This window comes from Cyanobium sp. Alchichica 3B3-8F6, from assembly GCF_024346435.1.
GTDB lineage: Bacteria > Cyanobacteriota > Cyanobacteriia > PCC-6307 > Cyanobiaceae > Cyanobium_A.
The window spans coordinates 49,891-63,336 of the sequence record NZ_JAGQCZ010000012.1; the positions used below are offsets into that span (position 1 = coordinate 49,891).

The following is a 13,446-nucleotide window of genomic DNA, read 5'->3' on the forward strand; positions in this document are numbered from 1 at the left end:
TTGAACACCGAAGACCAAGCCCGCCAGGACCTGCTGGCGGCCACGCGGCGCCTGAGCAGTACCGGGCTCAATTCCGGTACCGCCGGCAACCTCTCGGTGCGGATCGAGGGCGGCCTGCTGATCACCCCCAGCTCCGTCCCCCCTGAGCAGATGGGGCCTGAGGATCTGGTGGCGATCGACCACCAAGGTCAGCCCCTGGCGGGCCGGGCGACGGTGCCTGGCCGCAGCCCCTCCTCCGAGTGGCGCCTGCATGCCGATCTGCTGGGCCAGCGGCCGGAGATCCAGGCCGTGGTGCATTGCCATTCGATCCACGCCACGGCGCTGGCCTGCCATGGCCGCGGCATCCCACCCTTCCACTACATGGTGGTGCAGGCCGGCGGGCCCGACATCCGCTGCGGCGGCTATGCCACCTTCGGCAGCCAGGCACTCTCGGATCTGGCGGGGCAGGCCCTGGAGCACCGCCAGGCGTGTCTGCTGGCGCACCACGGCCAGGTGACCCTGGGCGCCACGCTGGCGCAGGCCCTGGCCCTGGCGATCGAGGTGGAAACCCTGGCGCAGATGTATCTGGCGGCGCTGCAGCTGGGCGAGCCGCCGCTCCTGAGCGAAGCCGAAATGGGACGGGTGGCCGAGCAGATGCGCTTGCGCCACTACGGGGCCCTCGGAGCTGCGGGTTAGCCCTGGGCCTGTTTCCGCATCGCCAGCCCCAGTCCCAGGGCCGCCAGCGTCAGCAGGGCCGCCAGGGCGGTCCAGAGCGGTAGGCCCAGGCTCACCAGGGCAATGGGTGCGAGGGCGGTCACCAGCCCGCCACCCAGAAAGGGCTCAAACACCAGCTGCTTGAACGAAAACGCTTCCAGCACGCCGCTGCGGCCGTAGGGATCGGCCATGCGCAGCAGCAGCAGCCCTGTGGCGGTCACGCCGGTGCCCTGGCCGAAATCCGCCAGGCCCCGCTCAAACCAGGCATCGGCAAACAGCCGCGGTGCCAGCCACCAGAACACCGCCAGGTTCCAGGCAAGCCCGAGCAGCGCCAGCACCACAAACGGCAGCCAGGCCTCCTCCAGTAGCGGCAGGTTGAGGCTGGCCATCGCGGCGGTGATCAGCAGATCCATGGCCAGGGCGCCCAGGCTGTGTTGCAGTGGCGCACTGGCCAGCTGGGGTTTGCCGGCCCGCTGCAGCAGCAGCTGCACGATCAGCCCGCCCACCATCGCCAGCGGAAACAGCGGCAAGGCCTTCAGTAGCGGCCAGCTGGCCACCAGCGCCTCCTTGAGCAGCACCCCCAGCCCCACCGCCGCGCCGATCAGGGCCAGGTTCACGGTGAGTGCATCGATCGTGGGCGAAGGGCCAGCCGGTAGCAGCGGCCGGCGGACAGCCTCTTCCTCGAGGGCCAGGTCGGCCGAAGCCCCCGACGCGCCCGTGCTCACCAGCCAGCGCCGCCGCCGGCCGATCACCACCAAGGTGCTGCCGAGCAGCACCGCTGCCAACACGCCCACGGTGGCCATGGCCAGCCCCAGGGCCTCGCCACTGGCCAGGCCCAGCTCGGCAAAGCTCGGCCCCATGCCGGCGGCGGTGCCATGGCCGCCCTCGAAGCCCACCTCGATCAGGCAGGCCATCAGCGGGTTGGTGCCCAGCAGCGGCCCGAGCACCAGCAGCAACGCCAAGCCCCCCACCAGGTATTGGCCGAAGCCCAGCACCATGCCGAAGGCCACCTGGCTGGCGCTGCGCTGCCACAGCTGCCGCGGGCTGGGCAGGGCCTGGCCCAGAAACAACGTGGCAAACACCACCGTGATCAGCACGCCCGGCGTCTGGCTCCACACCGCAGTCACCCGCTCGGGAAACAGCCGCAGTGGGCTGAAGGGCCCGATCGCCAGCCCCAGCAGGCCGGCGATGAGGGCTTCCGGCAGGCCCAGCCGCTGCAGGATCCGCAGCCGCTGGCGCAGAGCCGTGGCCAGCAGCAGCAACAGGCTCAGGGCCGCGAAGGCCAGCAGCACATCAAACAATTTCATGGCCGGCCCGCTCCCAATGCCAGCGCCAGGCCGCCCCAGAGCACCGTGAGCCCTAGGCACACCCCGCCCCATAGCGGCAAGCCCCAGCTGTGCAGCGCCAGGGGTGCCGCCACCGTGACCACGCCGCCGGCCAGCACCGGCTGCAGCAGCAGCTGCTTGATTGAAAAGGCCGGGATCGCCTCACTGCGGCCATCGGGGTCGGCCATGCCCAGCAGCAGCAGGCCACTGGCCGCCACACCGGTGGCCTGGCCGAATTCGATCACCGCCCGCTCAAACCAGCCCGCCGGCAGGATCCGCGGCGCCAGCACCAGGATCACCAGCAGGTTCCAGGCCAGCCCAAAACCGCTGAGCACCAGCAGCGGCAGCCAGTTGGCCCGCAGCAGCGGCAGGTTGAGCCCGGCGGTGGCCGCCGCAATCAGCAGGTCGGTGGCCAGGGCGCCCAGGCCGTTCTGCAGGGCCGGCACGGCCAGCTCGGCCCGGTCGCTGCGTTCCAGCGCCAAGCGCACCAGCAGCGAGCCCGCCAGGGCCAGGGGATACACCGGCAACGCATCGATCACGGTGCGCAGCACGCCACCGGTGGGTTCGGCCAGCCGCTCCAGCCCTGCCAGCAGCACCACGCCGATGCCCACGGCGATGCCCACCAGAGCCAGGTTGGTGGCCAGCTGGCGCAGGCGCTCCGCCCAGCTGGGGCCTGCCGCCACCGCAGCCGCGGTGGGCTCGGGCAGCACACACAGCGGTGCGCCGGCCTCGGCGGCCAGCAGCCAGCCCTGCCCCTGAGCCAACACCACCAGCAGGCCGCCCACCACGGTGGAGCTGAGCAGCCCCACCGTGGCCATGGCCAGGCCTAGGTCGGTGCCGCCGGCAAAGCCCAGATCGGCGTAGATCGGCCCCATCACCGCGGCACTGCCGTGGCCGCCTTCGAAGCCCACCTCGATCAGGCAGGCCATCAGCGGATCGGCCCCCAGCCAGGGGCCCAGCACCAGCAGCACCGCCACGGCGCCCACCAGGTATTGGCCGAAGCCCAGCGTCAGGCCCAGCAGGGTCTGGGCGGCCGCCGGCTTCCACAATTTGGCCAGATCCGGCAGGGGCCGGCCCAGCATCAAGGTGCCAAACACAAAGGTGAGCAGCACCATCGGCAACCGCGCCCACAGCGTTTCCACCGGAGCCGGCAGCACCGGCCAGGGGCCATAGGGGCCCAGCAGCAGCCCCAGCACGCCGGCCACCAGCGCTGCCGGCAGGCCGATCCGCTGCAGCCCCAGGGCCGGACCGATCGCCCGTCCCAGCGCCACCAGCCCCCCCAGCACCGCCATTGCCAGGGCCAGCAGCAGGGGGCCGTGCAGGGCGCTCATCGCTGGAAGTGGCGACGGAAGAACGCCTCCGTGGCCTCGAGCACCTGGATCCGCACGCTGCCGCTGCGGAAGCCGTGGCCCTCGCCGGCAAAGCGGTGCACCTCCACCGGGATGCCGTTCGCCTCCAGTGCCGCCGCCATGCGCTCGGTCTGCTCGGGCGGCACCACCTGGTCGTCGAGACCCTGGAAAAAGACCACCGGGCAGCGGATCTGATCGGCGTGGGCCAGGGGTGAGCGGGCTTCGTAGGCGGCGCGCGCTTCGGGCCAGGGGCCGATCAGGCCATCGAGATAACGGGCTTCAAAGCGATGGCTCTCGCTCGCCAACGCGCTGGGGTCGGTGACGCCGTAGCGGCTCGCGCCGGCGCGAAAAACGTCTGTGAAGCAGAGGGCGGCCAGGGCGGTGAAGCCGCCGGCACTGCCGCCTTCGATGGCGATGCGCGCAGGGCTGGCTTGCCCCGCCGCCACCAGGGCCTGGGCGGCGGCGGCGCAATCGGCCACATCCACCACGCCCCACTGGCCATCGAGCCGCTCGCGGTAAGCCCGCCCGAAGCCGGTGGAGCCGCCGTAGTTCACATCCACCACGCCCCAGCCGCGCGACGTCCAGAATTGAATCCCCAGGCTCAGGCCCCGCCGCGCCATGGCGGTGGGCCCGCTGTGGCCCTTCACCAGCAGGGGCGCCTCGGCGTGGGCGCCGTCGGCCGGGGGATAAAACCAGGCGTGGGTGGGCGCCCCGCCGTGGCCGGCAAACCAGAGTGGCTCGGGTTGGCTGATCGCCTCAGGCTGCAGCGGGCAGGGGGCCACCGGCGTGTGACGCCAAACGCCTGTGTCGAGTTTCAGCTCCAGCAGCCCCTCCGGACTGGTGGGGTTGCTGGCGAGTGCCACCAGCGTCCCGGCTTCGGCGCTCAGGCCGGCCAGATCGTCGAAGGGCTGGTCCAGGGGCTCCCAGGCGGCCGGCGTGCCCACCCGGTCTGGGGTCAGATGCACCCGCCCAAGCTGCCAAGCCCCCTCCTGAGCGGCCGCGGCGATCAGCTGCTGGCCGTCCCAGGCGGTGGTGCGCATGCCATACACCCACTGGGGCATGGCGAATTCGGCCTCCAGCGGTAGCAGGGGCTGCCAGGCGCCGCTGGCGGTGTCGAGTCGCTGCAGGTTCCACCAGCCCGAGGCGTCGCTGGCCACCACCAGCTCGCTGGGACTGATCCAGAGGGGCTGAAACACCGAGATCGCTGCGGCGTCGGTGTCAGTGTCGGTGTCAGTGGCGTTGGGGCCGGAGCCGGCCACCGGCCGGGGCTCCTCCAGCGTGCCGTCGTCATTCACCGCCGCAAGCCATAGCTGGCTGCGCTGCCAGGGCATGAACGGCTGCTGCCACTCCACCCAGGCCAGCTGGCCGCCATCAGGGCTGAGAGCGGCGTAGCCGCAGAAGTCGGCCGGCTGATGCAACCGCTGCGGCTCGCCGCCGGCCAGGGGCACCGCCACCAGCTGGTCGCGGCCCTCGGCTTCCATCACGCCGAGCCAGCGCCGGCGGGGAGCATCGATCAGTCCATCGGCGAAGGCCCGTGGCCCAGGGGTGGTGAGCCGCCGCGGGGCGCCGGGCAGATTCAGGTGCCAGAGGCAGCGGTCGCTGTCGTCGACGAACACCAGATCGTTGCCCCCAACGGCATAGACACCGCCGCCGTATTCGTGAACCCGACTGCGCAGGTTGTGGGGGCTCGGGGTGAGCTCGACCGCGACCCCGCCCGCCGCCGGCCGCAGCATCAAGGTGGTGCGGCCCTGCTCCTGGGGGCGTTGTTCCAGCCACAGCAGCCGCCCATCGCGGAGCAGCGGTTCCTTGAGGCTGGGGGTGCGTCCCTCCACCAGCGCCGCGGCCAAGGGTTCAGGGCGGCGTGTGCGGGTCACGGCAGTGCTCAACGTGGTGCTCGAGGTTGGGTTCAACGGAGCTGAGCGGGGGAGCGTTTGAGGCTGTGTTTGAAAAGCGTTTGACAGAGCGTTTCACAGGGCGTTTCACAGGGCTTGCCGGCCAGGGCCCACCAGGCGTTCAGCCAGGGACTCCGGCCGGCCGCCTTAGGATGATGTGCAACGTTTTAAGTATCCCGTTGGCCCGCAGTTCCGCCGGCAGCTTTGCCCAGATGGCTCGCTCCGCCGTGCAGGCCACCCGCAGTGTTCAGGTGCCCAAGGTGGCTCTCGATGAGCCCCCCCTCACCATCCACACCCTTGGCGATGCAGTGCTCCGCACCCCTGCTAAGCGCATCAGCAAGGTGGATGAGAGTGTGCGGGATCTGGCCCGCGACATGCTACGCAGCATGTACAGCGCCCACGGCATTGGCCTGGCCGCCCCCCAGGTGGGGGTGCACAAGCAGCTGCTTGTGATCGATCTGGATCCCGAAAATGCCGCCACGCCGCCGATAGTGCTGATCAACCCGGAGATCGGCTCCTTCGGGGCCGCCATCGAGACCTATGAGGAGGGCTGCCTGAGCATCCCCGGGGTCTATCTCAACGTGGTGCGTCCGGCTGCCGTTGAGGTCAGCTACCGCGACGAGATGGGCCGGCCCCAACGGGTCAAGGCCGATGGCCTGTTGGCTCGCTGCATCCAGCACGAGATGGATCACCTCAATGGGGTGCTGTTCGTCGATCGGGTCACCGATGAGCTCAGCCTCAATGAGGGCCTTCAGGAGAAGGGCTTCCAGCGTGCCGACGTCCACTCCATTCGCTAACCACGACCCATGCCGATGAAACCGCTGGCTGGCCTGTTCCTGGCCTTGGCGTGCCTGCTGGGAATTGCTTCAACCGGGTCGGTGTTTGAGCTGGCCTATGGCGATCCCGACCTTGGGGTGTCCACCACCCGTTGGATCCTGGGCATGAGCCTGCCGGGCACCGTGGTGGCGCTGGTGCTGGCCATCCGTATCAACAAGCCGGCTTAGCTCTGGCCGGCCGCTTTGCATACGATTGCGTTCACCAAGTTCCCGGATGCCGTGATGCGATTGCCAGTTCTGCGCGCCCGTTCGCTCCCCTTGGCTGCCTGTGCGGCTGTGCTGAGTGCTGGCAGCGTCAGTCCGGCGATGGCCAGCGCCTTGTTTGAGGCGGTCGACCTGAGTCAGGAGCGCTTCGTGCTGGTGGCGGCGCCGATCGGGGATGGCACCCGCGCCCAGCTCAACATCTACGAACAGCTCAAGCCCACTCGCCCCTGTTTTGTGGTTGCTCCCGGGGCGCCTGCGGCCGTCGAACCCCTGTTGGCCACATTTGATTTCAGCGGGATCTGCAGCCGCTTCATCGACGCCAATGGCTACTCGGTGCGGGTTGGGGGCGACGATCTGGCCGCCAGCTATCGGCTCACAGTGGTGCGCCAGAGCAACGACAACGTTCTTCTGGCCTTCCCTACCAAGGTCGGCGCGGGGCCAGAAATGGTGGTAGCCCGGACCCAGGGTCCAGGCACCGGTTTCCTGCAGCTGGTGTTTGAACCAGGCTGGCAGCTCAAGCGCCGGGCCTATGGCGGCCGAGCCCTTGGCCACGTGTACATCTACCGCGAAGCCTGGCCCGAGGCCCTGACTCAGCAGGCTGCTCCCTCCGCCCGCCCGGCTTCTGGTGGTGCCGCTGGCGACTGAGTCTGGCCTGTGCCCGAGTGGGCCCTGGGACAAGCGGTTGCTACATTGGCCGACTCTGTGAGCAATGCAGCGCTTCATGACCCAGGTCACTGTCGGCGAAAACGAAGGGATTGAATCGGCCCTCCGCCGCTTCAAGCGCCAGGTGTCCAAGGCGGGCATCTTTGCCGACCTCAAGCGTCTGCGGCACCACGAGACCCCCGTTGAGAAGTACAAGCGCAAGGCCCAGCAGCGCCGCCGCCGCCGCTGATTGGCGCGGAGCCGGAGCAGCCCCCTCTCTCGATCAATGCCCCTGGTCAAAGGAGCGGTAGGTCAGCGCTTCGGCAATGGCCTCTGCGCTGATCCGCTCTTGTTCGGCCAGGTCGCTGATTGTTTGGGCGACCCGCAACAGCCGCGCTCCGGCGCGCGCGCTCAGCTGCCGCTGCTGAAGAGCGCCTTCCCAGAGGTTTAAGGCCTCGCTGTCGAGCTGCACCACCTGCTCCAATTGCCCTCCGGGGATGCGGCTGTTGGTGCAGCCCAAGGGGTTGCGGCTGGACATCTGCAAGCGGGCTCGTTGCACCCGTGCCCGCACGACGGCCGTTGATTCGGCCTTGGCATCGGTCGTCTTGCCGGCTGCCGGGCCTTCAGTGCCCCCCTGGCTGCGGAAGGGGGCGGTGAGGGCTTCGCTGGATGGCCGGCGCATCACCACCTGGAGATCAATACGATCCAGCAGCGGCCCGGATAGCCGGCCCCAGTAGCGCCGCCGCTGCCCTTCGCCGCAGGTGCAGCTGCGTTCCGGATCCCCAAACCAGCCGCAGGGGCAGGGGTTGGCGGCGGCCACCAGGGTGATCCTGCAGGGGAAGCGGGTGCGTTGGCGGGCGCGGTGGATCCACACCTCTCCGTCTTCTAAGGGCTGGCGCAGTTGGTCGAGCACTGCCCGCCGAAATTCGGCCAGCTCATCGAGAAACAGCACCCCATGGTGGGCGAGGGCCAGTTCCCCAGGCCGGGGCTGGGCGCCGCCGCCGATCAGCCCCGGGGCGGAGCAGCTGTGGTGGGGGCTTCGAAAGGGGCGGGTTTGCAGCAGGCCCTGGCTGCTGTCCAACAATCCGGCCACCGAGTGGATCGCCGTCAGCTCGAGGGCTTCTGTGGGATCGAGGGGCGGCAGCAGCCGGGTAAGGCGCTGGGCCAGCATCGTTTTGCCGCTGCCAGGCGGGCCGCAGAGCAGCAGATGGTGCCCTCCGGCAGCAGCGATCTCCAGGGCACGGCGCCCATGGGCCTGTCCCTTGACGTCGGCGAGATCCTTGGCCGCCGGCTCGGGCGAGGCCAGCTGGGGGGTGGAGGATCCTTTGCAGGCTTGATTGGGGGCTTTGGGGTGCTGCAGCCGCCAGAGCACTTGGCCCAGATCGCTCGCCCCCCACACCTGCAGCCCCTCCACGAGGGCGGCCTCCCAGGCATTGGCCTCTGGCACCACAAGGGCCCTGGCGCCATGCTGGCGGGCCGCGATGGCGATGGCGAGAACACCCCGGATTGGGCGCAGCGCTCCGTCGAGGCCCAGCTCTGCAGCACTCCACACCCCATCGCAGCAGGCCTCGCCCAGCTGGCCACTGGCCAGCAGCAGCCCCAGGGCAATCGGCAGGTCGAAGCCGGGCCCCTCTTTGCGCAGGTCGGCTGGGGCCAGGTTCACCACCACCCGCGTCAGGGGCACCTTCAGGCCGCTGTGGCGCAGGGCGGAGCGCACCCGCTCCCGGGCCTCCTGCACCGCTGCGTCGGCCAGGCCCACCAGCTGCAGGCCCGGCAATCCCGGGGCGAGATCCACCTCCACCAGCACGGGTCTGGCGTCCAGCCCTCGCAGAGACGCGGTCTTGCACCGTGCCAACATCACGCCTTCGGCCACTACAGCGTTAGTGCCCGAGCTGTCTCACCCCGACCACTCCGCGACGCCCCCTGCAGCGATGGCCAGCTCCGCCGATCCGGCCCCGACTGACACGATCTTTGCGCGCATCCTGCGCGGTGAGATCCCTTGTGATCAGGTGTATGCCGACGAGTACTGTCTGGCCTTTCGCGATGTGGCCCCCCAGGCCCCGGTGCATGTGCTGGTGATCCCCCGCGAGCCCATCACCCAGCTGTCTGAGGCTTCGGAGGAGCATGAGCTGTTGTTGGGCCATTTGTTGCTGGTGGCCGCGCGGGTGGCGCGCCAGGAGGGGCTGGAGTCGTTCCGCACCGTGATTAACAGTGGCGCCGAGGCGGGTCAAACCGTGTTTCACCTGCACGTTCATGTGATGGGTGGGCGTCCCCTGGCCTGGCCGCCGGGCTAGCTGCCGGCCCAGCCACAATGACCTGATCTGATCCGCTCCATGAATCCCTTCAAGGCCCTTCGCGTTCAGCTGGCCAAGCTGCAACGCCTGGCCCAGCCCTACTTCCTGCCGGTGGACGACAGCCAGGGCTGGCAGTTTTTGCTGCTTGTGGTGGCCTTGCTCGCCGTGGTGGTCGGCAGCACCCTGCTGCTGCTGACCGGTGTGTTGGCCCTGAGCGGGGCCCTGATCCCCGAGCTGCGCAGCCGTTTCCTGCCGGGGGTGCCCGAGCAGGTGGCCGCCATTTGGCGCAGCCCGATCGGCCCGCTGGTGATGGTGCTACTGGCCGGGGGCCTGGGCTGTTTTGTGGCCCTGCGCAGCAAGTTGCGCCAGGGGCGCTGGCTGCCGTGGCTGCTGATGGGGGTGATCACCTTGCTGATCCTGGTGATCAATGGCATCAATGTGGGCATTAGCTTTATTGCTCGCAACATTGAAAATGCTCTGGTTGCTTATAACGCAGAAGAATTCTGGAAGATCGTTGCTATCTACGCCTTCTGCCTGGTTTTAGCCTTGCCGATCCGGGCGATTCAGAGCTATCTGATCCCGAAGCTCGGCCTGCTATGGCGGGAATGGTTGAGTGGGCGTCTGCTGGGCCGCTATATGTCCAACCGTGCCTACTACGTTCTCAACCCGAATGACGAATCGCTGGAGGAAATCGACAACCCTGATCAACGGATTTCCCAGGACACGGCGAGCTTCACTGGTACGAGTCTGAGTGTCACCGTTGAGATCATCTCGGCGCTGTTGACCTTCGTTAGTTTCATCATCGTGCTCTGGACCATCAGCGACCAGTTGGCGCTGGTGCTGTTGGTTTACTCCGTGGGTGGTACGGCCCTGATTGTGTTTGCAAGCCGCAAGCTGGTGAACCTGAACTATCAGCAGCTCAAGCTTGAGGCCGACTTTCGCTACGGGCTTGTCCACATTCGTGACAATGCCGAGTCGATTGCCTTCTATCGCGGTGAACAGCAGGAAGCCCGGGAGGCGGAGCGCCGGCTGGGTGGAGCGATTCGCAACTACGACCGCCTGATCATCTGGGAAGCGCTGATCAGTGTGATCCAGCGCTCCTACGACTACTTCTCCCGTTTTCTGCCCTGGCTGGTGATCGCGCCGATTTATTTCGCCAAGGAGGTGGATTTCGGTGTGTTTGGCCAGGCCAGCATCGCCTTCAGTCAGGTGCTGTTTTCGGTCAGCTACATCGTCAATAACATCGATCGACTGGCCGCGTTCTCCGCTTCGATCAGCCGTCTGGAGGGCTTCCAGGGCAAGGTGGATTCCATCGGCACGGAAGCAGCGGCCCTGGCGGTGCAGCTCGCCGCCACCAGCCGCGGTCGCGACGACGGCACGATCCTGGTGAGCCACGTGGATCTGGTGCCGCCTCGCACCAACCGCACCCTGATCCGTGATCTGAGCCTCGAAGTGGATCGCCACCAGCGCCTGTTGGTGGTGGGGCCTTCTGGTTGCGGCAAAACCTCCTTCCTTCGCATGGTGAGCGGGCTGTGGCCGCCGGCGGCCGGCCGGGTGGAGCGGCCCAACGAAGGGGAGCTGCTGTTCATCCCCCAGAAGCCCTACATGCTGCTGGGCAGCCTGCGGGAACAGCTCTGTTACCCCCTGCAGCCGGATCGGTTCAGCGACGACCAGCTGCGCCACGTGCTCGAGCAGGTGCGGCTGCCCGACCTGGTGCAGCGCTATCCCGATCTCGACATCATTCAGGACTGGCCCCGGCTGCTGTCCCTGGGCGAGCAGCAGCGCCTGGCCTTCGCCCGGCTGCTGCTGAATTCCCCCCGGTTTGTGGTGCTCGATGAGGCCACCAGTGCCCTGGATGTGGCCACCGAGCGTCACCTCTACGCCCTGCTAGCCGAGCGCGACATGGCCTTTGTGAGCGTGGGACACCGCCCCACCCTCACCGCCTTCCACGACACCGTGCTGGAGCTGGATGGCTGTGGCAATTGGCGCCTGTTGCCCGCGGCCGGCTATGACGTTGGCCGCCACGCCTGATCCGATGTCTGATGCGACCCCGGCCACCAGTGCCACCACCACCAGTGCTACCACCCAAGACGTGCCGGCCTTTGGCTGGAGTGGCTACGCCGAGCGGGTCAATGGCCGCTTCGCCATGGTGGGTTTTGCGGCTGTGCTGCTGATCGAAGCCCTCAGCGGCGACACCTTCCTGCGCTGGGCTGGCCTGATCCCCTGATCAGGGAATCTGCACCAGGTCCACCTGCCAGAGGCCGCCCCGGCTCACCTGCACGGCGAGTTGGCGGCCATCCGCTTGGAGCTGCACCTGGCGGGGAACGCCGCTCGGCACCATGGCGATGGGCTGCAGGCTCTGCAGTGAGCGCCGGTAGAGCACCAACTCGGTGCGTCCTTCGAGCTGCCGCACCAGGGCGATCCGCTCCCCGGCCGCATCGATGCTGACACTCACCGGTTGGGCATCGGCCCGGTTGAGCCCTGGCACGGGCACGGGCTGCTGGCGCTCGAGATCCAGCAGCTGCACCTGTTCACGCCCGCCCCGACCGCTGATCAGGGCGAGCCAGCGTCCCGACAGAGCTGGATCGCGGTTGGCGCCCAGGGCTTCGATCCGGCCGTTGAGCGGCCCGATCGGCATGGGCACTGGGCCCAGGCAGCCAGCCAGCAGTAGGGCGAGCACGGTGGTGGGCAGAAGCGATTTCATCGGGGTGTATCCAGCCCGCCGCCTTGGAGGGCGATGCCGCCGGGTAGGTCGGGCTCCAGCAGGTTGCTCAGGTCAAACAGCTGCACCCGCCACTGGCCTCCTTGGGCCACCTGCACGGCCAGCCGGCGCCCCTCCGGCGCCAGGCTGAGCCGCACGGCGGTGCGATCGGCGGGCAAGGGCAGCCGATGCAGGGCCCCGGTGGCCCGGTCTTCGATCAGCGGCAGCCGCTGGTTGCCCTGCTGCACCAGGGCGGCGACATAGCGCCCGTTCCAACTCAGCGAGGGGGAGCTGTGGGGCTGGTGATTCTGGAAGTGGCGCAGCTGCACAACCCGCCCGCTGGGCTGCTCCTGCAGCAGCAGCGTGGCGCGACCGCCGCGCTCCACCACAGAGGCCAGCCAGCGTCCCTGGCCACTGAGGGCAGGCTCCTGGCGGCTGGTGGCGCTGAGCACCCCGGCGGGTCCGGCGTTGCGGCGTGGCAACCAAGCCCCGGCGTCACAGCCTGCCAGCACACACATCAGGCCAGCCGCCAGTCCAGAAGTCAGCTGCTGCCGCAGCGTGATGGAGGAGGGCCGAGTTGGCCCAGGCCGACGGTTCGCAGCGGAGGCGGTCAGTCGTCGAAGCGGGAGCTGTTGTCCCGCGGGCGGGGCTCGGCACTGGTGGGGGGCTTCACCGGGGTGAAGTCGGCGTCGCTGATGGACTCAGCCTTGCTGATCGGCGAACCCTGGGGCACACCAGCAGGCCCACGGGACGGAGGGGCCATGGAGGGACCAGCGCCTTCGGGGCTGGTGGGGCGTCGGGTTGAGCGGGGCATCGCCTCGCTGGCGGCCACCGGTCGGCTGCCGCGCCGGGGCTCAGCAGCACCGTCGCGTTCGCGCCGGCGGGCACCAAAATCAGCAGCAGGGCGCGTGGTGCTGCCGGCGGCGCTGTAGCGGCTGCGGTCAGGGCGGTCTGCGCTTTCGCCGGCCTGGGCCTGGGGGGCCCAATCATCCTGGGCGGAGCGGCGGCTGGCGGCCCGTTCGGGGATGGCGGCCCGGCTGGGGCGGCGGGCCCGGTAGAAGTCGTCGTCGTCGGACTCATCCTCGCGGGTAGGAATGCGCCGGCGTAGCGGTTGGGGCTCATCGAAGCGATCCACGTCGCTCTCGCCCCAGGGGCGTCCACCCATGCGCGGGCGATAGGGGCCTGGCGCCGGCACCGGCTCGTCGTCGTCGAAGTAGGACGAGCGCCGGGCCTGCTCAGTGGTCACCCCCCGCAGCCGCACGCTCTCGTAGGCGAAGAAGACGGTGGTGCCGGCGAGCAGAAACTGGCCGAACTGCAGAATCGGATCGAGGCGCCATCCCTGGAAAAACAGGATGCCGCCACAAAGCAGGCCCACCGCGGCAAAGAAGACGTCGTAGTCGCGTGCGAGGGCGGGCTTGAAGCTGCGCATGAAGTAGAGCAGCGCACCGCCTACCGCCAGCACGATGCCCACGATGCTGGCCCAATTCAGGCTGGCATTAACCACGGTGTT

General features: G+C 68.7%; 15 protein-coding genes. 8 read left to right on the forward strand and 7 right to left on the reverse strand.

Translation table 11 applies throughout. From position 1 onward, the window contains the following. Positions 1 to 675, forward strand: coding sequence for a class II aldolase/adducin family protein (locus tag KBY65_RS10660; RefSeq protein WP_094561172.1), 675 nt, complete (start codon positions 1 to 3; stop codon positions 673 to 675). Here KBY65_RS10660 and KBY65_RS10665 read toward each other — a convergent pair. Genes KBY65_RS10665 through KBY65_RS10675 form a run of 3 tightly spaced genes read right to left on the reverse strand, consistent with a single transcriptional unit; the run spans position 672 to position 5,241 of the window. After that, complete coding sequence (locus KBY65_RS10665) at positions 672 to 2,000, reverse strand: sodium/glutamate symporter (protein WP_255001578.1); 1,329 nt, start codon at positions 1,998 to 2,000, stop codon at positions 672 to 674. The genes KBY65_RS10660 and KBY65_RS10665 overlap by 4 nt on opposite strands. Beyond that, positions 1,997 to 3,349 (reverse strand): sodium/glutamate symporter, encoded by a 1,353-nt coding sequence (locus KBY65_RS10670; RefSeq protein ID WP_255001579.1) that lies wholly within the window; start codon positions 3,347 to 3,349, stop codon positions 1,997 to 1,999. Before KBY65_RS10670 ends, KBY65_RS10665 begins: the two co-directional genes overlap by 4 nt. Further along, entirely contained in the window at positions 3,346 to 5,241 is a 1,896-nt protein-coding gene (locus tag KBY65_RS10675) for a prolyl oligopeptidase family serine peptidase (RefSeq protein ID WP_255001580.1), read from the reverse strand. The genes KBY65_RS10670 and KBY65_RS10675 overlap by 4 nt, the downstream gene beginning before the upstream one ends. A gap of 230 nt (positions 5,242 to 5,471) precedes the next feature. Between KBY65_RS10675 and def the strand changes: the two genes are divergently transcribed. The 4 genes from def (at position 5,472) to rpsU (ending at position 7,191) form a co-directional block, all read left to right on the forward strand. Beyond that, positions 5,472 to 6,056 carry a peptide deformylase gene (gene def, locus KBY65_RS10680; protein ID WP_255001591.1) on the forward strand — a complete coding sequence of 195 codons (585 nt, stop codon included), beginning with the start codon at positions 5,472 to 5,474 and terminating at the stop codon, positions 6,054 to 6,056. Positions 6,057 to 6,065: 9 nt separating this feature from the next. Next, entirely contained in the window at positions 6,066 to 6,263 is a 198-nt protein-coding gene (locus KBY65_RS10685) for a hypothetical protein (RefSeq protein ID WP_094561141.1), read from the forward strand. A 54-nt stretch (positions 6,264 to 6,317) separates the two neighbouring features. After that, on the forward strand, positions 6,318 to 6,944 hold the full coding sequence (locus KBY65_RS10690; RefSeq protein ID WP_094561174.1) for a DUF3747 domain-containing protein: 627 nt from the start codon (positions 6,318 to 6,320) through the stop codon (positions 6,942 to 6,944). A 76-nt stretch (positions 6,945 to 7,020) separates the two neighbouring features. Next, entirely contained in the window at positions 7,021 to 7,191 is a 171-nt protein-coding gene (gene rpsU / locus KBY65_RS10695) for a 30S ribosomal protein S21 (protein WP_010304532.1), read from the forward strand. A gap of 33 nt (positions 7,192 to 7,224) precedes the next feature. Here the strand turns inward: rpsU and KBY65_RS10700 are convergent, their stop codons facing one another. After that, on the reverse strand, positions 7,225 to 8,799 hold the full coding sequence (locus tag KBY65_RS10700; protein ID WP_255001581.1) for a YifB family Mg chelatase-like AAA ATPase: 1,575 nt from the start codon (positions 8,797 to 8,799) through the stop codon (positions 7,225 to 7,227). 73 nt (positions 8,800 to 8,872) lie between these two features. On the opposite strand from KBY65_RS10700, the gene KBY65_RS10705 reads away from it, so the two are divergent. The 3 genes from KBY65_RS10705 to KBY65_RS10715 are packed head-to-tail and all read left to right on the forward strand — an operon-like array spanning position 8,873 to position 11,462. After that, the gene (locus KBY65_RS10705) at positions 8,873 to 9,235 is read left to right on the forward strand and encodes a histidine triad nucleotide-binding protein (RefSeq protein WP_255001592.1); all 363 of its coding nucleotides are present in this window, start codon (positions 8,873 to 8,875) and stop codon (positions 9,233 to 9,235) included. A gap of 39 nt (positions 9,236 to 9,274) precedes the next feature. Then, positions 9,275 to 11,266, forward strand: a complete 1,992-nt coding sequence (locus KBY65_RS10710; protein WP_094561143.1) for an ABC transporter ATP-binding protein/permease — start codon at positions 9,275 to 9,277, stop codon at positions 11,264 to 11,266. A gap of 4 nt (positions 11,267 to 11,270) precedes the next feature. After that, positions 11,271 to 11,462 (forward strand): chlorophyll a/b-binding protein, encoded by a 192-nt coding sequence (locus tag KBY65_RS10715; protein WP_255001582.1) that lies wholly within the window; start codon positions 11,271 to 11,273, stop codon positions 11,460 to 11,462. Here the strand turns inward: KBY65_RS10715 and KBY65_RS10720 are convergent, their stop codons facing one another. The 3 genes from KBY65_RS10720 to KBY65_RS10730 all read right to left on the reverse strand — a co-directional run bounded on the left by KBY65_RS10720 (position 11,463) and on the right by KBY65_RS10730 (position 13,440). Beyond that, a complete protein-coding gene (locus KBY65_RS10720) occupies positions 11,463 to 11,939 on the reverse strand; it encodes a TolB family protein (RefSeq protein WP_094561145.1) in 477 nt (158 codons plus the stop codon). Beyond that, positions 11,936 to 12,454: a Tol biopolymer transporter periplasmic protein gene (locus tag KBY65_RS10725; RefSeq protein ID WP_094561146.1), complete on the reverse strand. Its 519-nt coding sequence runs from the start codon at positions 12,452 to 12,454 to the stop codon at positions 11,936 to 11,938. The genes KBY65_RS10720 and KBY65_RS10725 overlap by 4 nt, the downstream gene beginning before the upstream one ends. A 92-nt stretch (positions 12,455 to 12,546) precedes the next feature. Next, the gene (locus KBY65_RS10730; RefSeq protein ID WP_094561147.1) at positions 12,547 to 13,440 is read right to left on the reverse strand and encodes a Ycf66 family protein; all 894 of its coding nucleotides are present in this window, start codon (positions 13,438 to 13,440) and stop codon (positions 12,547 to 12,549) included. Between the last annotated feature and the right edge of the window lie 6 nt (positions 13,441 to 13,446).